This window comes from Niallia sp. CD-39 (genome assembly GCF_059874745.1).
In genome coordinates this window covers 176,336-197,157 of the sequence record NZ_JCBCPS010000002.1, presented here as the reverse complement: position 1 = coordinate 197,157, position 20,822 = coordinate 176,336, and the positions used below count along the sequence as shown (strand labels likewise).

18 protein-coding genes and 1 riboswitch are annotated in these 20,822 nt (G+C 38.6%); of the genes, 7 read left to right on the top strand and 11 right to left on the bottom strand.

Annotation, left to right across the window (positions count from 1 at the left end):
• Window positions 1-70: 70 nt before the first annotated feature.
• Window positions 71-562, top strand: a complete 492-nt coding sequence (locus AC6F34_RS07285) for a CBO0543 family protein (protein ID WP_500770537.1) — start codon at window positions 71-73, stop codon at window positions 560-562.
• Window positions 563-599: 37 nt separating this feature from the next.
• On the opposite strand, the gene AC6F34_RS07280 is transcribed toward AC6F34_RS07285, so the two are convergent.
• The 4 genes from AC6F34_RS07280 to AC6F34_RS07265 form a co-directional block, all read right to left on the bottom strand.
• Window positions 600-2,102: a malate:quinone oxidoreductase gene (locus tag AC6F34_RS07280; RefSeq protein WP_500770535.1), complete on the bottom strand. Its 1,503-nt coding sequence runs from the start codon at window positions 2,100-2,102 to the stop codon at window positions 600-602.
• A gap of 407 nt (window positions 2,103-2,509) precedes the next feature.
• Complete coding sequence (locus tag AC6F34_RS07275; RefSeq protein WP_500770533.1) at window positions 2,510-2,869, bottom strand: YxeA family protein; 360 nt, start codon at window positions 2,867-2,869, stop codon at window positions 2,510-2,512.
• Window positions 2,870-4,717 (bottom strand): FtsX-like permease family protein, encoded by a 1,848-nt coding sequence (locus AC6F34_RS07270; protein ID WP_500770531.1) that lies wholly within the window; start codon window positions 4,715-4,717, stop codon window positions 2,870-2,872.
• Window positions 4,704-5,471: an ABC transporter ATP-binding protein gene (locus tag AC6F34_RS07265; RefSeq protein WP_500770529.1), complete on the bottom strand. Its 768-nt coding sequence runs from the start codon at window positions 5,469-5,471 to the stop codon at window positions 4,704-4,706. The genes AC6F34_RS07270 and AC6F34_RS07265 overlap by 14 nt, the downstream gene beginning before the upstream one ends.
• A gap of 150 nt (window positions 5,472-5,621) precedes the next feature.
• On the opposite strand from AC6F34_RS07265, the gene AC6F34_RS07260 reads away from it, so the two are divergent.
• Window positions 5,622-6,332 (top strand): response regulator transcription factor, encoded by a 711-nt coding sequence (locus AC6F34_RS07260; RefSeq protein WP_500770527.1) that lies wholly within the window; start codon window positions 5,622-5,624, stop codon window positions 6,330-6,332.
• Window positions 6,329-7,708: a sensor histidine kinase gene (locus AC6F34_RS07255; RefSeq protein ID WP_500770525.1), complete on the top strand. Its 1,380-nt coding sequence runs from the start codon at window positions 6,329-6,331 to the stop codon at window positions 7,706-7,708. Before AC6F34_RS07260 ends, AC6F34_RS07255 begins: the two co-directional genes overlap by 4 nt.
• Window positions 7,709-7,758: 50 nt before the next feature.
• Here AC6F34_RS07255 and AC6F34_RS07250 read toward each other — a convergent pair whose 3' ends face one another.
• The 5 genes from AC6F34_RS07250 to AC6F34_RS07230 all read right to left on the bottom strand — a co-directional run bounded on the left by AC6F34_RS07250 (window position 7,759) and on the right by AC6F34_RS07230 (window position 13,285).
• Complete coding sequence (locus tag AC6F34_RS07250; protein ID WP_500770965.1) at window positions 7,759-8,733, bottom strand: FecCD family ABC transporter permease; 975 nt, start codon at window positions 8,731-8,733, stop codon at window positions 7,759-7,761.
• Window positions 8,734-8,792: 59 nt separating this feature from the next.
• Window positions 8,793-9,830: a FecCD family ABC transporter permease gene (locus AC6F34_RS07245; RefSeq protein WP_500770523.1), complete on the bottom strand. Its 1,038-nt coding sequence runs from the start codon at window positions 9,828-9,830 to the stop codon at window positions 8,793-8,795.
• A 75-nt stretch (window positions 9,831-9,905) separates the two neighbouring features.
• Window positions 9,906-10,892 carry an ABC transporter substrate-binding protein gene (locus tag AC6F34_RS07240; RefSeq protein WP_500770521.1) on the bottom strand — a complete coding sequence of 329 codons (987 nt, stop codon included), beginning with the start codon at window positions 10,890-10,892 and terminating at the stop codon, window positions 9,906-9,908.
• A gap of 127 nt (window positions 10,893-11,019) precedes the next feature.
• Window positions 11,020-12,582 carry a helix-turn-helix domain-containing protein gene (locus AC6F34_RS07235; RefSeq protein WP_500770519.1) on the bottom strand — a complete coding sequence of 521 codons (1,563 nt, stop codon included), beginning with the start codon at window positions 12,580-12,582 and terminating at the stop codon, window positions 11,020-11,022.
• A gap of 160 nt (window positions 12,583-12,742) precedes the next feature.
• Window positions 12,743-13,285, bottom strand: a complete 543-nt coding sequence (locus AC6F34_RS07230) for a helix-turn-helix domain-containing protein (protein WP_500770517.1) — start codon at window positions 13,283-13,285, stop codon at window positions 12,743-12,745.
• Window positions 13,286-13,450: 165 nt separating this feature from the next.
• On the opposite strand from AC6F34_RS07230, the gene AC6F34_RS07225 reads away from it, so the two are divergent.
• Together AC6F34_RS07225 and AC6F34_RS07220 are read left to right on the top strand one after the other, a co-directional pair.
• Window positions 13,451-14,761: an MFS transporter gene (locus AC6F34_RS07225; protein ID WP_500770515.1), complete on the top strand. Its 1,311-nt coding sequence runs from the start codon at window positions 13,451-13,453 to the stop codon at window positions 14,759-14,761.
• A 16-nt stretch (window positions 14,762-14,777) separates the two neighbouring features.
• Entirely contained in the window at window positions 14,778-15,767 is a 990-nt protein-coding gene (locus AC6F34_RS07220; protein WP_500770513.1) for an ornithine cyclodeaminase family protein, read from the top strand.
• Between the two features lie 167 nt (window positions 15,768-15,934).
• Here AC6F34_RS07220 and tenA read toward each other — a convergent pair whose 3' ends face one another.
• Together tenA and AC6F34_RS07210 are read right to left on the bottom strand one after the other, a co-directional pair.
• Window positions 15,935-16,612 (bottom strand): thiaminase II, encoded by a 678-nt coding sequence (gene tenA / locus AC6F34_RS07215; RefSeq protein WP_500770511.1) that lies wholly within the window; start codon window positions 16,610-16,612, stop codon window positions 15,935-15,937.
• A 137-nt stretch (window positions 16,613-16,749) separates the two neighbouring features.
• Window positions 16,750-16,849, bottom strand: a riboswitch (TPP riboswitch).
• Between the two features lie 52 nt (window positions 16,850-16,901).
• Window positions 16,902-18,599 carry a methyl-accepting chemotaxis protein gene (locus tag AC6F34_RS07210; RefSeq protein ID WP_500770509.1) on the bottom strand — a complete coding sequence of 566 codons (1,698 nt, stop codon included), beginning with the start codon at window positions 18,597-18,599 and terminating at the stop codon, window positions 16,902-16,904.
• Window positions 18,600-18,979: 380 nt separating this feature from the next.
• Between AC6F34_RS07210 and AC6F34_RS07205 the strand changes: the two genes are divergently transcribed.
• The gene (locus AC6F34_RS07205; protein ID WP_500770507.1) at window positions 18,980-19,798 is read left to right on the top strand and encodes a helix-turn-helix domain-containing protein; all 819 of its coding nucleotides are present in this window, start codon (window positions 18,980-18,982) and stop codon (window positions 19,796-19,798) included.
• A 150-nt stretch (window positions 19,799-19,948) separates the two neighbouring features.
• Entirely contained in the window at window positions 19,949-20,803 is an 855-nt protein-coding gene (locus tag AC6F34_RS07200) for an AraC family transcriptional regulator (protein ID WP_500770505.1), read from the top strand.
• Window positions 20,804-20,822: the final 19 nt, after the last annotated feature.

The following is a 20,822-nucleotide window of genomic DNA, read 5'->3' as shown; positions in this document are numbered from 1 at the left end:
GAATAATTTATTGATCTCTATTACATAAATGTCCTTTCGTTTTTTCATACTAAATTTGAGGTGATTTACGATGAATGACAAGAAACTCTTACGAGCAATTACGATTATAAGCCTTTGTGGCTTAGGGGTAATCTTTAGAAGAAAAGGGGATTTAAAGGAATGGTTTCTTATTTACTTTATTAAATCTCTTGTTTCGACTTTAATTGATGTACCAGTTATTAAAAATAAATACGTCATCTATCCATACCGCTATTTTCCAAAATTTTATGATACTAATATTGTATTCCTTTACGTTATTTTTCCATTGTTATGTGTCTTGTATAATCAATTCACCTATAAAATGAAGCCACTCAAGACCATCCTTAGCGTCTTTCTGTTCAGTGGGACGATGACATTGATTGAAGAATGGCTAGAAAAGAAAACAAATCTTGTTAAATATCGTAAAGGTTGGAACGGGTTCTACTCGTTTACCGTTCTTACTTTTACCTTTTGGCTTGTGCGTGCTTCAATAGGAGCCATCCGCTTTTTCGATAAGAAGCAAACTAAGCAAACAGAAAACTAATCAAAAAAAGACCGCATTTTTAGCGGTCCTATTACGATTAGCTATATACAGGCTTTTCATCCATTAGTTTTAAATCTTTGGCTGTAGAATCAAGAATTTCCTTGAATAACTCTGGTTTGTCAGTAAGCTTCACACCGTAAGATGGAATCATTTCTTTCAATTTAGACTCCCAACCAGGCATTTCATCTTGGAAACATCGTCCCATAACTTCGATCATCACATGAACAGCCGTCGATGCACCTGGTGAAGCACCAAGCAAGGCCGCAACAGACCCGTCTGCTGCAGTGACAACTTCTGTCCCGAATTGTAATGTCCCTTTGCCGCCTGCTTCAGTATCCTTAATCACTTGAACACGCTGACCTGCAACAACAACATCCCAATCTTCGCTTTTTGCATTTGGAATAAACTCCCGTAATTCTTCAATACGCTTTTCATTCGAAAGAAGCACTTGCTGAATCAAATATTTTGTAAGGGACATTTCCTTCATTCCTGCAGCAAGCATTGTGAACAAGTTATTGGGCTTCACAGAGCCGATCAAATCAAAGTTCGAACCTGTTTTTAGAAACTTTGGTGAAAATCCGGCGAACGGACCAAATAATAATGATTTTTTATTATCAATATAACGGGTGTCTAAGTGTGGAACAGACATTGGAGGTGCTCCCACCTTTGCTTTTCCATACACCTTTGCATGGTGCTTCTCAACGACTTCTTGATTTTTACAGACTAAAAACAATCCGCTAACAGGGAACCCGCCAATCTGCTTAGATTCAGGAATTCCTGTTTTCTGTAACAACGGCAAGCTTCCACCACCTGCTCCAATAAAGACAAACTTAGCAGTGTGTCGACTTACTTTTCCTGAATTCAAATCCTGCACCTTTAATTGCCACATGCCGTCACTCGTACGTTTTATATCTTTTACACTATGCTTATAGTTTATTTCAACATTGTTTCTTTCGAGGTGACGGAATAACATTCTTGTTAATGCCCCAAAATTAACGTCTGTACCATAATCAATTTTTGTTGCAGCCATTGGCTCATTTGATGTACGGCCATCCATTACAAGCGGCATCCAATTCGCTAATTCCTTAGCGTCTTCAGTGTACTCCATGCCTTCAAATAATGGATTATCCTTAAGCGCTTCCATACGTCTTCTTAAAAAGTCGACATTCCCTTCTCCCTGAACCAAGCTAATATGTGGAATTGGACGAATAAATTCTTCTGGGTTTTGAATCAATTTCTTTTTGACTAGATAAGACCAAAATTGACGTGAAAGCTGAAACTGTTCATTTACTTTTGTCGCCTTCGTTGTTTCAATAGATCCATCAGGCATTTCAGCCGTATAATTTAGCTCGCACAGAGCTGAGTGCCCTGTACCTGCATTATTCCATTCGTTCGAGCTTTCTTCCCCTGCACTTCCAAGCTTTTCAAATACTTTAATTTTCCAACTTGGTACTAACTCTTTTAGTAAAGTTCCCAAAGTTGCACTCATGACTCCAGCACCAATTAAGATAACATCTGATTTAGTTTCACTGTTGCCCATTTCTTCCATCCTTATATCTGTATTTTTTTAGAAAACGCTTTATTATCTAATAATTATATATGATTTATGAGTGATAAAAAAGAAGAAATCCACGCTTCATTGCGTTAAATCACTTATCTACTTTATAAAATTAGGATAAATATCCCCTTTAGGAAGATACCCTTTTATGAGAACACTCTTTAACGTGAAGAGAAACATCAACGCTGGGACTCCCCTAATTGCTTTTCAATAGAAGTTGAATCGCTTCATTTATCCTTGTGACTAGGGGGTTCATTAAATTCCTAGAACAACTTAAACAAAATGAATCATGATTCACTCCTTCATTTTAATATATACAAAAATTCGCAAAACTGCAACGATTGCTCCTAAGAAAAGAGAAGCCTAAGTAGGCTTCTCTTGGATATTTACTATTGAAATTTATGTTGTACCTCTTTTGGAGCCTCACTCAAATCAATTTCATCATAAGACGTTACTTCTGTTCCATTTTTAACATATAGCATAAGGTAAGCATCTTGTCTTAGCTCTTTTCCAGCAGAAAATTCCACTTCGATTTCCTTTCCATTTTCGTCATAAGCCGGTAGCGTATACCAATAACGCTTTATAATGTCTCCGGAATCCAACCTGGTTTCTTCAACTAAAGGCTGATCTGATACTACAACATATACATTATCTTTGCCTATCCGATTAAAATCGATTGTTGCTAGTGCGAACACACCGAGAAATAATAATACGATGCCTCCTCCTATTATCCATGCCCCTTTTTTCATTTAGACCACTCCTCTTTGCTGAACGATTTTGTTAAATTGGTGAACTGTTGCCACATAATAGATAGCATAAATAAGCGTGTATGCAACCATCCAAAGAATAACGGGGATAAGAATATCCATCATCATTAAGTTTGAAAATGCTACAAGAGCCACACCAGCATGTGCCAGCCCTAAAATCAATGGTGCCCCAAAGATAACGCCAACCTGATGACGAATTGTTTTCTTCATTTCCTGCTTTGAGCCTCCTATTTTTGAGAGGATATCAAAGGTTTTCTTATCATCTTCAGCTTCTGTTAATACTTTAAAGAAAATAATACTGCCTGTAGCTACTAAAAACACAAGCCCTAAGAAACTACCAACAAATAAAAGCGAGCCAAATGAAGCAATGGATGTCTTATACTCATGTGTAGCACTTGAAAAATGTTCAGCTTGAACCGCAAGCATGTCTGATAATACATGTTGGTTTTTATAATCTTTTACTTGTACGGCTTGATAAAGTCTTTCTTCCCCTGAGACCTTACCGTATAGCTCATTAGGCATGATGATGACACTTCCAGGAATCGTTCCCTGATTGAGCAACGCTTCTGAATAAAATGCTCCTACAGAAAACTCTTCTTCATCTAAGACAATCGTTTCGGGCTTTTCACCAAACCGCTCGTCATAATAAGCATCTATCACTGCAACTTCGCCTCTAGGAATTGATTCAATGTCCCACGATAATTGGTATGCCAATTGTTGAAAAGCAGATTCATTTAAGACAGTATATTCTCGATCAAAGCTTGCACCCTGTACCACGAGCGATTTTGCCACAATGGATTGTTCGAACTCAATGAGGTCCGAAGATATATGTTTGGGCTGTCCTTCCCACATATACGTATAAGGCGTGTACGATTTAACATTCTGTTCTGTATTATAGTAAATCCCAAAGACTGCACCACCGGCCGTAATCGTTGTTGCACTTAATGTCGCAATCATTGTTAATGTTTTGGCATTTCCTCTAAGACGATAAAACAACTGAGAAGTAGTGAATAAGTTTAACCCACTCCAAGCCCGTTGTTTGTTCCTTCTCATAGCAGAGAGAATAAACACAAATACACTATTAAAAATGAGATAAGAACCAATGATTGTAAAAGCAATAATGACGAGTGGTGTAGATAAACCAAGCATTCGCCATACTTGTGAATTCATCAAATCTTGTAGAGCAAACCAATATGCCGCACCGATTGAAGCGATCCCGAGAACGACTGACAAGATGCGAGTCTTAGGAGGTTCCTCTCCCTTTTTCTCAGCATGAAACAAATCAACTAGCTTGAATTGATAGATGACGCGATATCCTTGTAATGACGTTAGTAGGAAAATCAAAAAAAACACAATCGCTGTATCAACCAATGCTGACTTTGAAAACGTAAAGCTATATACAAACCCTAACCCCATCAGTTTATTTAAAACAATGAGCAGCAACTGTGATAAGAAGAAGCCGAGAGTCATCCCAATTACTAAAGAAATGATGCCAATTACTATATTTTCAAAAAAGAGCATAAAACCAATTGTGCGCTTTCGAACTCCTAACAAAGAATATAATGCAACTTCCTTTTTCCTTTTCTTTAAAAAGAATGAATTGGAATAGAAAATGAAGATCGCTGAAAAAATCATCAGTATAAAAGCAGATGCCCCCATCAAACTGCTTAACATATCACTTGATTCGATCCTATTGCTTAGGTCATCATTGTATTTCATTGTGACAAAAGTAAAATAAATGATCATTGAAAAGATTGCGGAACCAATGTATAGAGCGTAGCTCTTAAAGTTTTGTCGTATATTTTTAATAGCAAGATCAAATATGGTCATGGCTGTCACCACCCATGGTTGCAAGCTCATTTAAGACCATTTGGAAGAATTCTTTTCTCGTTTTTGAACCTTTAATCAATTCCTTAGACAACTTCCCATCTTGTATGAATAAAATACGTCTGCAAAAGCTTGCTGCATATGCATCATGCGTGACCATCATAATCGTTGCGCCTAACTCTTCATTTAACTTTCTCATGCTTACTAATAGGTCAGTAGCTGACTTTGAATCTAATGCTCCAGTAGGTTCATCAGCAAAGATAAGCTTCGGATTTGATATTAACGCACGGCTCGCTGCAGTCCTCTGTTTTTGTCCACCTGACAACTGATAAGGATATTGATCCAGCACTGATACAATCCCAAATTTTTTTGCAAGCACCTCAACCTGTTGCTTCATTTCCTTTACAGGCTTTTTGGCAATTGCCAATGGCAAAATGATATTCTCTCGAACAGTTAATGAATCAATTAAATGATAATCTTGAAAAATAAACCCAAGGTGATCTCTTCTAAAATCAGATAGCTTCTCTTCACTCATTATCGCTAAGTTATCATTTTCGATTAAAATGTCTCCGTTCGTCGGTTGATCAATCGTCGCTAATACATTTAATAATGTAGATTTCCCTGCTCCTGATGGTCCCATAATACCAACAAATTCTCCGTGGTCTATTTCAAAAGAAATATCTTTTAAAGCATGAAAGCTTTGCTTTCCTTTTCCATAGATTTTTTCTACATTTTTCACTTGTACTAATGATTCCATTTCTACAACACCTCTTTCATATACGTTTACTATACCTAGCGACTCTTAACGAAAAATCACAACAAGCTTACAAAATACTTAAATAACACATACTAATTATCATTTCTTGTTAAGATGAACATATAAAACGTACAGAAAGGTGGACAGCACTTGGACAAGCCACGTATTTTAATCGTTGATGATGAAGCAGATCTTTGCCAACTAATAAAGGCAGCGCTCATGAAGGAAGGTTTCACTGAGATTGCATTGGCTCATTCAATTGAGGAAGGCTGGGAGGTCTATCACCACTTTACCCCAGACATTGCGATTTTAGATGTGATGCTCCCAGATGGAGAAGGATACGATCTGTGTAAAAAAATTCGTGAGAAGTCACGTATCCCCATTTTGTTTTTATCAGCAAAATCTGATGAAGTCGATAAAATTCTCGGCCTAGCGATTGGTGGAGATGATTACATTACAAAACCTTTCAGCCCAAAGGAAGTCGCCTTTCGTGTAAAAGCTCAGCTAAGAAGAGCCGGCGTTTATGCAAATGAGTCACAATCAAAGGGAGAAGAAGCCATTAAAAACATCGGCCCCTTTTCAATCAATGATGGTGAAACTGAGGTCATGAAAGATGGAAGAACACTAGAATTAACGGCGAAAGAAGTAGGTATGATGGCTTGCTTTCTACGTAATCCAAATCGAATCTTAAGTAAAGAGACGCTGTTTGAAGCCGTTTGGGGAGAAGAGTTTTATGGAGCGGATAATACGATTATGGTTCATATTCGTAGGCTTCGGGAAAAAATTGAAGATAACCCATCAAAGCCAAGCTACATTACAAACGTCAAAGGACTTGGATATCGCTTTGTGGTGAAACAATGAAATGGAAGTTAACGGCTCGTTATTTATTTTCCATTCTTAGCATTGTTTTCGTCGTCATTATTGTGAATACGGTCATTTTTATAGTTATACTCACCTTCGAACGTCAGGATTATGATGAAGTCATTAGTTATTCATCAGAAACATTCACACGAGATTTCAGACAATTTCTATCTATCAATGACGGACAACCTCAAGCTTCAGAAGCAGGGATAAAGTCGCTTGAAGAATTCGGGGGATGGTTGCAAATTTTAGATGATCAGGGCTATGTAGTCGACAGTTATTTAACACCTGATTATGTAAGCTCTCATTACAGCCCATTCGATCTTGTCCATAAATATAAATATATGGATGATGATTTTAATACGTATTTTGTTAGTGAGTTCGATGGCTACAGCTATATTATTGGTGTACCTTTTTCAAAAGAAGAACGTCGAGTTGTACTGACGATAAACCCAAGGTCAGCTTTTGAAACTGCCGTTAAATTCTTTCTTATCATTTTAGTAGTGGACCTCTTTATCGCTGCTCTTGTTGGATTATTATTTAGTACTTTTTTAACCAAACCAGTACAACGAATTATTAGCCGCATTAGCCAATTAAAAACTGGGAATTTCCTTCATCAGAAGGTAAGCCGGACCGGCATTTATAAATCGGTTTTTCATAACTTAAATGAAGTATCTGAAACACTACGTTCTCAAGAAGAAAACCGTCAGAAACTTGAAAAAATGCGAAACGAATGGATTGGCAATGTGTCACATGATTTAAAGACACCACTTGCGTCAATTCAGGGCTATGCTGAGCTGTTACAAAGTGATGAAATAAACGAGGCTGAACGAAAAAATTATTCCGAGGTAATTGAAAGACAATCAATTTACTTAAAAGACTTAATTGATGACTTTAATCTCACTATGCGGCTTCGTAACAAAGAAATGCCTCTTAATTTAAAGCGCACACAAATGGAATCGTTCACAAAAGAGATTGTTATAGATGTTTTGAACGACCCTCAATTTAGTGATGCACAGATTTCCTTCGAGAGTGAAGCCTCAAAACTGTATTGGAATATTGATCAACATTTGATAAAGAGAGCATTATTGAACTTTATTTATAATGCGCTTGTACACAATGATCCAACAGTTGAAATCACTGTTCGGATTGAATCGAGCTGTATTATCATAGAAGACTGTGGTAAAGGAATTGCACCATCAGACATTGAACAAATCTTTGAACGATACTATCGCGGAACAAATACAACAACGATACAAGGAACTGGACTAGGTTTAGCTATTTCCCGGGACATTATCGAGGCACATAATGGAACGGTTCATCTTGATAGTAAGGTCGGCGTTGGTACAAAAATCATTGTCCAATTAACAGATTAAATTCTCTAGATACTATCTAAAGCCTCCTATTTACAGGAGGCTCTCTTAATTTATACTCTCGCTCTCGCTAGTAGATAAATAAAATACGGAGCTCCAATGATCGCCACAACAATACCCGCGGCCATTTCAGATGGTTGCACGACCCAACGACCTACCATATCAGCAACTAACAGCAACAAGCCTCCGAGTAAGCCAGCTGTCGGAAGCACATATTGATGCTTTGAACCAACAATCTGCCGAGCTAAATGTGGCGTGATTAACCCGACAAACCCAATCGCTCCAGATACAGATACACTAGCTCCGGCTAACCCAACGGCTATTGATAATAAGATCAATCGTTCTTTTTCAATTGAAACACCGAGACCTTTCGAAACGCCTTCTCCTAGTGAAAGTACGTTAAGTACCCGCATTTTGACGAAGGCAATCGGAAGCAAGATGAATAGCCACGGCAAGAGTGCGAACACGAAGTTCCAATTAGATCCCCAGATGCTTCCGGCAAGCCAAGTAGCCACGAATTGATAGTTAGTTGGTGATAGCTTCATCGTTAATACAATCATAGCCGCACTAATTCCTGCTGCTACAGCTACACCTGTTAACAGCAACCGCACTGGTGATAGCCCTTCTCCTTTTTTATAAGATAGACTATAGATGAGAAGTGCCGTTAAGATCGCTCCTACGAAGGCAACAAATGGAAGAATAAAGACTGGGGCTGACACTGCAGATGCGAAGAATGAGATATAGAGCATGACACCTAAGCCGGCACCTGCATTAATTCCCAATATCCCAGGATCAGCAAGGGCATTCCGTGACACCCCTTGTAAAATTGTCCCGGAAACAGCTAAAGCAAATCCAACTAAGATCGCAAGGACAATTCTTGGCAACCTAAGTTCATAAAGAATGAGTCGCTGTTCCTCTGAACCCATTCCGAATAACGTCTTGATTACTTCAGAAGCAGATAAACGAACATATCCTGTATTCATACTAAATACAAATGCCACGAAAATACAGATAACTATAATGATCATAATGCTTAAGTTTCTGCTCCGTTTTCTTCGATCAAATTGCTGAGTTGATTGTAATGGATTCACAATTCTCTCCCCCCTTTTCTAGACAAGTAAAGAAAGAATGGTACACCAATTAATGCAATCAAGGCTCCAACCGGGGTCTCGTATGGAGGATTGATCATTCGAGCAGCAAAATCCGCTCCAACCATAAGTAAACTCCCCAATAACGCCGAGCATGGGATGACCCACCGGTAATCATTTCCGATTAAATAACGGGAGAAATGTGGAATCATTAGCCCTACGAAGCCGACCGCACCGACCACCGAAACGGCTGCTCCTGCTAGAACAAGCACAATAATCGCTCCGAATAAACGAACGATACCTGTACGTTGACCAAGACCTGTAGCCATCTCCTCTCCTAAGCTCAAGACTGTAATAGACCTTGAAAGAAGGAGTGCACCAATGATGGCAACAATCACCCATGGAGATAAGATTTGAAGATGCAGCCATTTCGTCCCTGCAACGCCTCCAGCATACCAAAACGCTAAATCTTGTCCAATTCGAAAGTAAATAGCGATTCCCTCACTTAAAGCAGCCAAAAGAGCACTCACAGCTGCTCCTGCTAAAACAAGTCGCATCGGGGTCAATCCATGCCTTGATAAGGAACCGATTCCATAGACAAGTAGAGCACCAAATGCAGCACCTACAAATGAGAAAAGAATGATATACATATAGGATAAGCCAGGGAAAAACGCAAAGCAGACCGCAAGCATAAACGCAGCACCTGCATTAAGACCAAGAAGGCCTGAGTCTGCCAGTGGATTTCTTGTCATCCCTTGCATCATCGCTCCAGAAACGGCGAATGCGGCTCCAACCACTGTAGCTCCGAGTACTCTCGGAAGTCGTACTTCATGAATAATATGGTGTGCGTAATCGTCCGCGTTGTACTGAAAGACCGCTGCCCAAACAGTTTTCCAATCAACATCTGCTACACCAAATGATAAGGATGCTATCATTGTCACAAGAAGCGCTACAAAGGCCCCGAAAATCACAATGATCGATCGAAAAGGTCGGATGTTATTATATTTTTGTATCGTCTCTTTTTCTAAAGCAGTCATAGCCATACTCCAATCATTTCATACGAAAAAGAGGAGCTGTGAACACCGCTCTGCTCACACCCCCCTTTTTCATTTCTATTTTAAGCTTTTCACAAGATCTTCTAATAACAGTTCTGCTGCTTTAATCCCACCAGCTGAGTTCCAGATTGTTTCATTGACCTCAAATACTCTATCATTTTTGGCAACATTTAAGCTTTGGAATACTTGGCTTTCCATCCATTCATTGGCCATATCAGTTACAGCTGTCTCGCCTTTTTCCTGAGTGAGCCAGTAGAAGAGAATGTCCCCATCCATAGCCTCCATTCCTTCTTCTGATACTACTTGAGCAAACTCATCTACATCCTGTGATTCTGGTCTTGCAAGTCCTAATTGTTCAAGAAGAACCCCACTAAATGTATCTTTTTGATAAATTTGAACGCCTTTGAATGAAAAGCGAGCCACAGATACTTTTGTATCTAATTGATCCGCTAATTCCTGCTTTGCAGCAGCTACACGCTCATCGAATTCAGCCATTACCTTCTCGCCTTCTTCAACAATGTTTAATGTTTCAGCATAAAGAGCAAAGTTCACCTTCCATTGCCCCGATAAATCTGCTGAGAACACTGTTGGAGCGATTTTAGCTAGCTGGTCGTATACTTTTTCATGACGTATTTTGTTTCCAATGATTAAGTCAGGTTTCAATTCAATAATTGCTTCAAGATTTGGTTCATTTTCAAAGCCTAAATCTTTGACGCCTTCCATTTCATCTTTAATATGATCATGCCAAGGCTCTCCACTCCATGATTGAACCGCTCCGACAGGCTTTACACCTAAACCTAATAAAGCTTCAGTTCCTTCATTCGTAAGGACCACAATGCGCTCCGGTGTGCCTGTAATCTCTGTAACACCCATCGCATGTTCAATCTTACGAATTTCTTCAGTCTTCGGCTCTTGCTTATCTTCCGGCTCCTTATCCTTCGTTGTCGCATTGCTTGAATCTGCACTGTTCCCACAGCCGGCAAGAACCATCATGAATGCCATGATCGCTGCAAATAAAAATGAAATGCTTCTCCGTCTACTCATCTATAAAACGCTCCTTTTATGTAACTAATGATTGATTTTGATAATCACTCTCAATTGATAGTTTACGTTTTTATTTAGTTGACCACCATGGACATGGTTATCCAATCTTAAATAGACAAAGTTACCCTCATTTTTCGAAATAAGTAAGCAGCTCCTTGACCATATACTCTCTTCCTGATGGTCCCCATGGATCCCATCCGTAGCTATTTGGTAGATGAACAGTCCCTTCTCTAACAGCTTTTAACTGCTTCCATAAAACGTGTTCCTTCATTCGTAAATAATCTGCTTCTCTGCTCCAAAGGATAAGGATGTTTTCCGGATCTAATGCTAGAAATTCTTCCATTGAATACGGTAAGCAAGAGCGATGCGTACAGCCATCTGCTACCTGAAATCCTAATCCTTCAAAAAATAAATCGTTTACCGCATGCCCTGTAATCCCATGAACTAATAGTTGATTTTGTTGAACCCGGATGATCGCCCATTCTCCACTCCTTGATAGACTCTTTAGCCTGTCTCTTCCTTGCTGTTCTATACGGTTAACTCTTTCAATAATCGATTCTGCCTCCTCTTCCTTATGGACGAGCTTGCCAATTTTGCGCTGATAGTCCTTCCAAGAAAGCAATCGATCTAATTGAATGACTTGATGATTGAATGCATTAATCTTTTTTCGATCTTCAACTGAATGATGTGTCGTCGTTAAAATATAGTGAGGATCTGCATCAACAACACCGGTAGATTGAATTGAATTTTCGAGATTGATTAGTTTAGCTTTGTTGAAGTTATGTTTTAAATAATTTGGTAGCCCGTAATTATTCGGGAATTCTGTAGGATAGCAAGGAGCGATAACTGGCTCTACTCCTAAGCTTAGCAAATGGTCCTGTAAAAAAAGACGGCTAATAACTGCTATCTTCGGCTCTTTTGACGAGCGATATAGAGAAGGAGAAACTCCTTCCTTCTTCTTAAATAAACGACTGAAGTATAGTTCATCATCATAGCCAACTTTCCAGGCGACATCTTTCACCGTATGATCTGGGTACATGAGTAATTCCTTTGCCTTCTTCACCCTTAATTGGTGCAAATACTGAGTCGGAGTACTGCCTGTATGACGCTTAAAAGCACGACAAAATGACTGCTTGGTTAACCCTGCTTGTTGGTGAAGGGAACCAATGGCTAAATCATCTTCATAATGAGCATGTAAGTATGCCAGGACTCGTTCCATTCCTTGATCCATTGATTGTTTTGTCTTTTCAGAGTCAGAATGAAGAACCCACAACAAATCAAAGAATTGAGATTGGTACTTTAACCATGATAAATGCGTGCGATCCGCTTTACTATATGTAGAAAGTTTATTAAAAAGGGAGGAAACCTTAGCAATCGAATGAACGTTGAATGTACTTTTTAAAGTAGTCTCCTTGTCACCAACTATTGATCGAGAATATTGGAGAACGTAACATTCAAGCCGGCTTAACACCTCAACCTCAATTGTATTTGCGGGGGATACATACAAGCACATTCCTTTTTGTAATTCCCATTTAACCCCATCGACACTAACTGTCACTCCGCCCGAGATTACAAAGCAAATAAAATGAGATGGAGCCTTAATCTTTCTGCCTCTCAGCCACTTACCAGTTTGAACCTCATGCCTTTTACAAGAAACAACTGCATAACCATTGCTAGACATCTCACTCATCTCTTTCCTCAATCTAGTAATATTATATTTTTATTTTAAATGAAAATGATTCTCAATATCAAGAAAAAAGAAAAGCTCTAGTGGCTGATTCCAGCTTGAGCTAAACATAGATTTTGTTCTTGCAAAATGGTTTCCTAAATCATCTCCCATTCAGGCTTCTTTACCCCCTCTTCGCCGCTACTTGCAGGAGTTTTACGACTCCCTCTGAGTAATTGATCCAGTTATGTGGCGTGCTTGAGTCAAAGTGAAAATTATCACCAACTTGCATTTCATAAAGTTGCCCTTTGTACAAGAGAGTTAATGTTCCTTCAAGCACATAAATAAATTCTTGGCCTTCATGTATATATGGCGAGATCTCTTGCTTCGTTGGAAGCAAGGTCACAATTCTTGGCTCAAAATAAGGAGTCTCTAAGTCGCCCATCAAGGAATGATAATGAAAGAATGTGTCGTTCGGAAGTTGAACGAGCTGCTCCTTACGCTTTACCTGTGTAAGTTCAACATATTCAGACCTTTCAAAGAAATCACTAGGACTAACATCTAGCGCGTCAGATACTTTATTCAAGGATTCTAAAGTCATTGAAGATTTCGAGCGTTCGATTTGGGATAAAAAAGAGATCGAAAGTCCTGTTTTTGCAGAAACTTCTTTTAGAGTAAGCTTTTTTTTCTTGCGAATTTGTTTAATTTTATGGCCAATTGTATTCATAGAATCCTCCGAAGGAAATTAATATTCTAAATTTTCTTCTAGTCAATTTTCGTATATCTATGTATAATAATAAAAAATCATGTACCTGCGCGCAATGGAATGATTCTTTTTTTTTACAGGAAAATTGAAGTGACACTGTAATTTCTGAAAATTGGAGGGATTTTGATGAATGAAGCCATTGAAGTAAAATCATCTAGGCCAGTGCCATCTAAAAAAGATTCTAGAAAAGCACTCATTGCTAGTTTAATTGGAAGTTCAATCGAATGGTTTGACTATTTCTTATATGGAACTGTTGCAGCAATTGTTTTAAACAAACTTTTCTTCCCTTCTTATGATCCTCTTGTAGGTGTCATGCTTGCATATGTTACGTTTGCATTGCCATTTTTCATTCGACCATTAGGCGGTATCATCTTCAGTCATATCGGTGATAAAATTGGACGTAAAAAAACACTTGTCATCACTCTGTCCCTTATGGGAGGAGCAACCGTATTAATTGGTCTCTTACCTACTTATGAAATGATTGGGGTTTGGGCACCAATTCTATTAATCTTGTTACGTTGTGTGCAAGGTCTTGGAATCGGGGGAGAATGGGGAGGCGCTTTACTATTAGCCGTAGAATATGCACCAAAGAAGAAACGTGGATTCTTTGGAAGTGTACCACAAATGGGCGTTACCATTGGGATGCTACTTGGTACATTAGCAATCTCCTTAATGAGCTTATTGCCAGAAGAGCACTTCATGGCCTGGGGCTGGCGTGTTCCGTTCGTTTTTAGTGCATTTTTAGTCTTTTTAGGGTTATGGATTCGTAAGTCATTAGATGAAACACCATCATTCAAAGAAGCTAAAGAATCAGGAAACATCGCGAAAGTGCCTCTTTTTGATACATTCCGTTACCACTGGCGCTCCGTTTTAATCGCAGTTGGTGCAAAGGTTGTTGAAACAGGTCCATTCTACATCTTTTCAACCTTTATTATTGCGTACGCCACAACGAGTTTAAGTTTTGATCGACTCACGGCATTAAACGCAGTCACATTAGGAACACTTGCAGCAACATTAATGATTCCAGTCATGGGGATGCTATCAGATAAGTTTGGACGTAAACCAGTCTTTCTAGCTGGAGCCATCGGGATTGTAGTCTTTGCATTCCCATACTTCTACCTCTTACAGCTTGAATCTACATTCTGGTTATTCGTCGCAACGATCCTAGCACTGGCACTTGTATGGGCTCCAGTAACGGCTGTCCTAGGGACAATGTTCTCTGAAATCTTCAGCGCAAATGTACGTTATACCGGAGTAACAGTTGGTTATCAAATAGGAGCAGCAGTTGCAGGTGGTACAGCACCCTTACTCGCTACGTATTTACTAAATGAATTTAACTCTACTATACCAATTGCTATTTATATCGTTCTAGCAGGTATTATCTCCATTATTGCTGTTGTTTTAGCGAAAGAAACAAAGGATAAAGACCTAGACTAACAAAAGAGGGATTTACATGTTAATTTTAACTAAATCAATGATTGAAAACTTATATACTATGGATGAGTGTTTAAGAGATATTGAACAATCTTTTATTGATAATCAAAGATCTTCTACACCTGTAAGGATAGCCTTAGACCATCCAACAACGAATGGAACTAGCCTTTATATGCCTGCTTTTAGTGAGGCGTTAGAGCATAGTTCAATTAAGGTTGTAACGGTTTTTCCTGATAACCCAAAAGAAGGTCGTCCTTCGTTACATGGTATGATTCTCTTAACAGATGCAAAAACAGGAGAGCATGTTGCCTTAATGGATGCTTCGTATTTAACCGTTCTTCGTACGGGTGCTAGTAGTGGAGTAGCAACTAAGCATTTAGCTAGAGAGGATGCGAAAACACTTAGCGTCATTGGTACAGGTGCACAAGCACTCGGACAAATTTTAGCAGTACTAGCAGTACGCTCTATTGAAAACATCATCCTTTTCAATCGAACAAAAGATAAAGCGGAGACTTTTGCTAAGAGCTTACTTAGGAAGCTAGGAAACTGGAATGGAAGCATAACGGTTGTTTCTACTGCCAAAGAAGCCGTCGAGTCAGCTGATGTACTTGTATGTAGCACAAAGTCAAAAACACCTGTATTTTCTGGAAAAGACTTAAAGCCAGGCACACATATTAACGGCATTGGTTCTTTCCAAGAGGATATGCAGGAAGTCGATGTTGAAACATTACATCGCAGCAGCAAAATTGTTGTCGACACGAAGGAAGGCGCAGAGCATGAAGCTGGCGACCTCCTCATTCCAATCGCGAACAACGAGTGGTCCTTCGATAAGCTCTATAGCGAAATCGCACCAATTCTTACGAAGGAAAAAGTAGGACGTGAGAACGCTGAAGAAATCACGTTTTATAAGTCCGTTGGTGTTGCCTATCTTGATACAGCTGTTGCGGTCGCCGTTTATAAAAAAGCTGTTGATCAAGGAATAGGGAATAGCATTTCATTACATGAATAAGATTATAGAGAAGCCCTGAAAGCAAGGCTTCTCTTTTTTCGGGCATTCATTTTATCTAGCAAAAACCCGGATTTATCTTGCAAAACTTGAGTTTTATCTTGCAAAATTCTAGATTTATCTAGCAAAACTTGAGTTTTATCTAGCAAAACGACAGCCTACGACCTTCGCTATTTCATACTTACCGACCAGTCTTCACATTCATAAGCCATCGTCCAGAATTGATGTTCAAGCTGACAGCTCTTGATAAAGTGGTCAACCATTTTGTCTCTTTCTTGTTGGCCGACTTTCTCAGCCCACGCATCCATTTTATCTTTAAATATTTGTACAATTGACTCTACTCGTTCATTCGCATAAAACGTAATCCAATCATAAAAAGGATGATCTGGACTCGGATTCATTTCTTCAACTAGGCGCATTCCAATTTCATAGTACGTCCATGGACAAGGTGCGAGTGCAGCTAAAGTCTCCCCTAATGTTCCACCTTGTGCGACTTCAAGCATATGGCGTGTATAATGATGAGCTGTTGGTGCTAATGGGGCGTGCTGAAGTTCTTCGTAAACCACACCTGCAACCCTACAAAAATTATTATGCGGATGAACCTCCTCATTTAAAACAAATCCAATCTGTTGTTGGAAGAACACCATTTCACTTCGTTCCGTACATTTCGAAACCGCTAAACCATAAATGCGGCAAAACGTTGTTAAATACTCATAATCCTGTTGTACGTAATGAATCAAGCTCTCTTTTGGTACATTCCCATTTGCAATCCCACGAATAAACGGATGATTAAATATTGCCTCAAAAATAAAATCTGCTTCCTGCCTTACTTGTTCTGAAAAACGCATACTTCCTTCCTCCTTTTCATTTTGGAGGACACCTACCCTGCAGGAAATGATCGACACGAAAACAAAAAGCTCCTCTACCGAAATTGGGAGAGGAGCAACAAATCATCTTGTGTATATGTAAATATCACAAACATGAAATCATTCGTGCTCCACTTTCCTCCGCTGGTACAAACCAGATCAGGTTCTAAGGGTTCAGTACAAACTGTCTCAGCCAAAATGGCGCCCCTAGTGGATGTCCTATTAAATTCCTTTTAATCGTATCATGGTTTTTACTCTTATACAATCAAACTTACAATCTAAACTTCTCGACAGATTGCTGTAATGTTTCCGCCATATGCATGAGAGAGGTGGCAGCTGCAGCCATTTCTTCCATCGTTGCATTTTGCTCTTCAACTGAAGCCGCCACTTCTTGTGAATAGCTTGAGGAAGCCTCTGCCTTTGACGTCACATTATGTATGATTGAATTTGTTGACTCGATTTGCTGGGCCATACGAGCGATCATGCCTGATATTCCTTCAACGTGTTTTGTAACATCAATAATTGAAGCTGAAATGCCTTCAAACTCCTTACCAGCATCCCTAACAGTTTCCATTCCACTTTGGACAACCTGCTTTGTATCGTCCATATTTATGATGGAATGATTGATTTCGACTAGTATTGAATTCACCAATTCTTTAATTTGTTCAGCTGACTTACTCGATTGTTCTGCTAATTTCTTTACCTCGCCAGCGACAACGGCAAATCCCTTGCCGTTCTCTCCAGCACGAGCTGCTTCAATTGCCGCATTCAAGGCTAATAGGTTCGTTTGATCAGCAACTCCAGTTATGAACGTGACAAACTGATTGATTTCATTTGACTTTTGGCCTAAACCATTGATCATTACCGTAATTTCATCTGTTTTATTATGAATTGTTTCCATTTGTGAAACACTTTGTTTAATAACATCCATTCCTTGCACGGACTTGCTTCTTGTGTCATGCGCCGATTGTGTCATTTGTTTTGCATTGTCCATCGCACTTCTCATCATTTGTGAGACATCATGTGTCGATGCATTTGCTTTCGTCGTTCCTGAAACCGTCTCTTCCGCACCTGATGCAACTCCTTGGATCGATTCAGAAATTTGTTCTGTTGCTTGACTCATTTCTTCCGCCCCTGCTGAAAGTTGTTGGGAAGATACAGACACTTGTTGAGCTGTTTTAACAACCTTTTCAATTAAACCCTTTAGACTTTCTCTCATGTTGTTATAGCTTAGTGATAGCTGCCCAATTTCATCCTTTGAAGTGTCTTTCAACTCTTCAGAAAAGTCACCATTACCCGCTCTGTCTAACACCTGCGAAACAAGGCTTAAACGCTTTTTAATATGGTTGGCAAAGAAGGCAATCATAGCACCTGCCAACAACAATCCAGCAATCAACACGATCAAAAATACTTGAACAATGGAAGAAATGGTTTCTCCTACCTCATCATTTGGAACTCCAACAAACCAAATGCCTATAATTTGTCCATCGACATTGGTAATAGGTCGATAAGCTGTTTGGTATGAAACACCCATAACATCAGCATGTCCTGTATATATTTCCCCTTCATCTAGTACTCGTTTTTTAATATGGTCAGAAACTTGAGATCCAACAGACCGCTCACCATCAATCATTACATTTGAAGATATCCTCGTATCACCCATGAAGATTGTCGCTCTGCCTCCTGTGATCTTATTAATGCTATCTACCATGTCAAAGTTTTCATTGACTAAGAGATCACCTTTATATAACTTTCCATCACGAGCTTCCCATTCCCCTGGATACATCCCATCTAAAGCAATGTAAGATAGTTCTAAATCAGACATTGTCTTTTCTACAATAATCTCCTCAATACCATTTGAAACAAACATCCGCATCACAATGAATAAAACCATTGAAAACAAAACAAAAATGGTAATTACAATTAAATTGATCTTCTTCGCAATTGTTAAATGATTAAATACCTTCATTAGTTCCTCCAAATTTTATATATCTTTTTTCTCATGACGTAAGAACTATTCTAATGGTTGGAGACTGCTATAACACGTGACTTTAGAATCATTTATAATTGTAATAAATGGGTTTTTTTAATATTTTTGTTAGAAAAGATTCTTTCTTACAAAAAATTTAAAAATTAGGCTGAATTTTGACTAAAAACATACTCTTATTATTCTCGTTCAATTTTATAAATCGGAGAACTGAATGAATTGATTAAAGAACAAGTAAATAACCAACAGGTGGCTGCATACAACCCTAAAAACGGACTCTTTTTTACTGTATGAAATATTGATATAATCACTAGTAATGATATTCATTTTCAATGAATCATTGAGAATGGGAGATGAGGATTTTGACGATCAAGACGAATGAATTAATCGAGTATTTAGCAACGTCCTCGATTCAATTTAAGAATGCCTTTAAAAGCACACTACCTTCAGGAAAGCTTGACTCCAATCGAAAGACGGATTTACAGTCGTCTGGAATTATTATTCCGTTGCAGGGTGAAGCAAGGTTTTCTTTGAATGGGGTTCCGTATTCTATTAATAAAAAAACAATTGTGCATGCTGGGGCAGGGATGGATATCGAAATTAAAACATTTGAAGAAGAGTGGTCTTACGTTGTTATCCACTACGATGTACTTCATACGAAAGACGATGTTTCCTCTCTCCAAAACAAACATTTCTCGATCGAGATTGACCGTATGGACGAAATTCTTGCTGTCACAAACCAACTGCTCAGTAAAAATATGAACCCTGACTATTTTTCACAATTTGAAATAAAAGTTGTTTTTATGAATTTGCTTCAGGCTATTTTGAACGGAGCTAGAAACAGTGAATACAACTTTACTCTACAGCAAGTTACACAGATCATCGGTTATTTTCAAGCCCATTACGAAGAAGAAGTACTAATTAGTGAGGTTGCCGATTTATTCGAGATTGATCGAAGAAGAATCTCATACTTATTTGAAAAAATAACTGGGTTAACACCGATTCAATATTTAACAAGTTACCGTATTTCAAAAGCAAAAGAGCTGCTCACCATTAGCGAGTTAGCAATCTCAGAAGTTTCAACTGCTGTCGGCTACCAAGATTGCTTTTACTTTAGTCGCGTATTTAAAAAGCAGACAAACATGTCGCCAACAGAATATCGCCAAACGCATAAATTGTAAGAAAGGAGCTGTCCTGAGAGTAAAAACGAACTCTTTTGACAGCTTTATTCAATTTCGGTTCGGATAAAAAAAGCTATCCAAACAAAGCATGATTTGACAGGATGATCATGGAGAGATAGATTATGATTTCAATCAGAGGAGATGTTTTAGATGAGCTGGTTGTACAATATTCAAAAAGCGATTGATTATATGGAGCAACGTTTACTTGAGGATATTCAAATTGAGGAGGTGGCGAAACAAGCGAATATCTCTCCTTTTCATTTTCAACGGACATTTACGCTTTTGACAGATTGTTCGATTTCTGAGTATATACGACGACGACGTTTAACATTAGCGGCGACAGAGTTAGCACAATTACATGTAAAGGTTATTGATATCGCTTTAAAATATGGATATGAAACGCCAGAATCATTCACGAAAGCTTTTCGCAAACAGCATTCTATTCCACCTTCTCACGCAAGTAAATATAGAGCAAAGTTAAAGATGTACCAGCCTTTATCAATCCATGTCATTTTAAAAGGAGCAGTTCCTATGAAATTTACGATCATAGAAAAAAGTAGTTTTAAGGTAATCGGCATAAAAAGAAATTACTCGTGTGTAAATAATGAGAATTTGATTGAAATTCCTAAGTTGTGGGGGCAAGTGAACAGCGATGGTACTGTAAATAAACTCTGTCAATATAATGATGGAACAATCAAAGGTGTCTTAGGTGTCTGTATAGATTCAACAGATAAAGATGAGATTGAATACTGGATCGCCGTAGATTCTACAGCTGTTGAAAGTAGTAAGTTCGAATCTATTGAAATACCTGCTTCAAAATGGGCTGTATTCGAAGTCAAAGGAGAAATGCCTGAAGCAATGCAAAATACATGGAAACAAATCTTCACCGATTGGCTTCCGAGCAGTGGATATGAACACGCAGGTACTCCAGAAATGGAAGTTTACCCTGAAGATGGGTCAAATAAAACTAAATTTTATTCAGAAATTTGGATTCCGATTAAATAAACCTTTAAGAAAAAGCTGC

Bases quoted from the DNA above. Each gene is read 5' to 3' on its own strand.
- AC6F34_RS07285 (WP_500770537.1), top strand. From the start codon at position 71: ATGAATGACAAGAAACTCTTACGAGCAATTACGATTATAAGCCTTTGT.
- AC6F34_RS07280 (WP_500770535.1), bottom strand. From the start codon at position 2,102: ATGGGCAACAGTGAAACTAAATCAGATGTTATCTTAATTGGTGCTGGA.
- AC6F34_RS07275 (WP_500770533.1), bottom strand. From the start codon at position 2,869: ATGAAAAAAGGGGCATGGATAATAGGAGGAGGCATCGTATTATTATTT.
- AC6F34_RS07270 (WP_500770531.1), bottom strand. From the start codon at position 4,717: ATGACCATATTTGATCTTGCTATTAAAAATATACGACAAAACTTTAAG.
- AC6F34_RS07265 (WP_500770529.1), bottom strand. From the start codon at position 5,471: ATGGAATCATTAGTACAAGTGAAAAATGTAGAAAAAATCTATGGAAAA.
- AC6F34_RS07255 (WP_500770525.1), top strand. From the start codon at position 6,329: ATGAAATGGAAGTTAACGGCTCGTTATTTATTTTCCATTCTTAGCATT.
- AC6F34_RS07250 (WP_500770965.1), bottom strand. From the start codon at position 8,733: ATGATCATTATAGTTATCTGTATTTTCGTGGCATTTGTATTTAGTATG.
- AC6F34_RS07245 (WP_500770523.1), bottom strand. From the start codon at position 9,830: ATGACTGCTTTAGAAAAAGAGACGATACAAAAATATAATAACATCCGA.
- AC6F34_RS07240 (WP_500770521.1), bottom strand. From the start codon at position 10,892: ATGAGTAGACGGAGAAGCATTTCATTTTTATTTGCAGCGATCATGGCA.
- AC6F34_RS07235 (WP_500770519.1), bottom strand. From the start codon at position 12,582: ATGAGTGAGATGTCTAGCAATGGTTATGCAGTTGTTTCTTGTAAAAGG.
- AC6F34_RS07230 (WP_500770517.1), bottom strand. From the start codon at position 13,285: ATGAATACAATTGGCCATAAAATTAAACAAATTCGCAAGAAAAAAAAG.
- AC6F34_RS07225 (WP_500770515.1), top strand. From the start codon at position 13,451: ATGAATGAAGCCATTGAAGTAAAATCATCTAGGCCAGTGCCATCTAAA.
- AC6F34_RS07220 (WP_500770513.1), top strand. From the start codon at position 14,778: ATGTTAATTTTAACTAAATCAATGATTGAAAACTTATATACTATGGAT.
- tenA (WP_500770511.1), bottom strand. From the start codon at position 16,612: ATGCGTTTTTCAGAACAAGTAAGGCAGGAAGCAGATTTTATTTTTGAG.
- AC6F34_RS07210 (WP_500770509.1), bottom strand. From the start codon at position 18,599: ATGAAGGTATTTAATCATTTAACAATTGCGAAGAAGATCAATTTAATT.
- AC6F34_RS07200 (WP_500770505.1), top strand. From the start codon at position 19,949: ATGAGCTGGTTGTACAATATTCAAAAAGCGATTGATTATATGGAGCAA.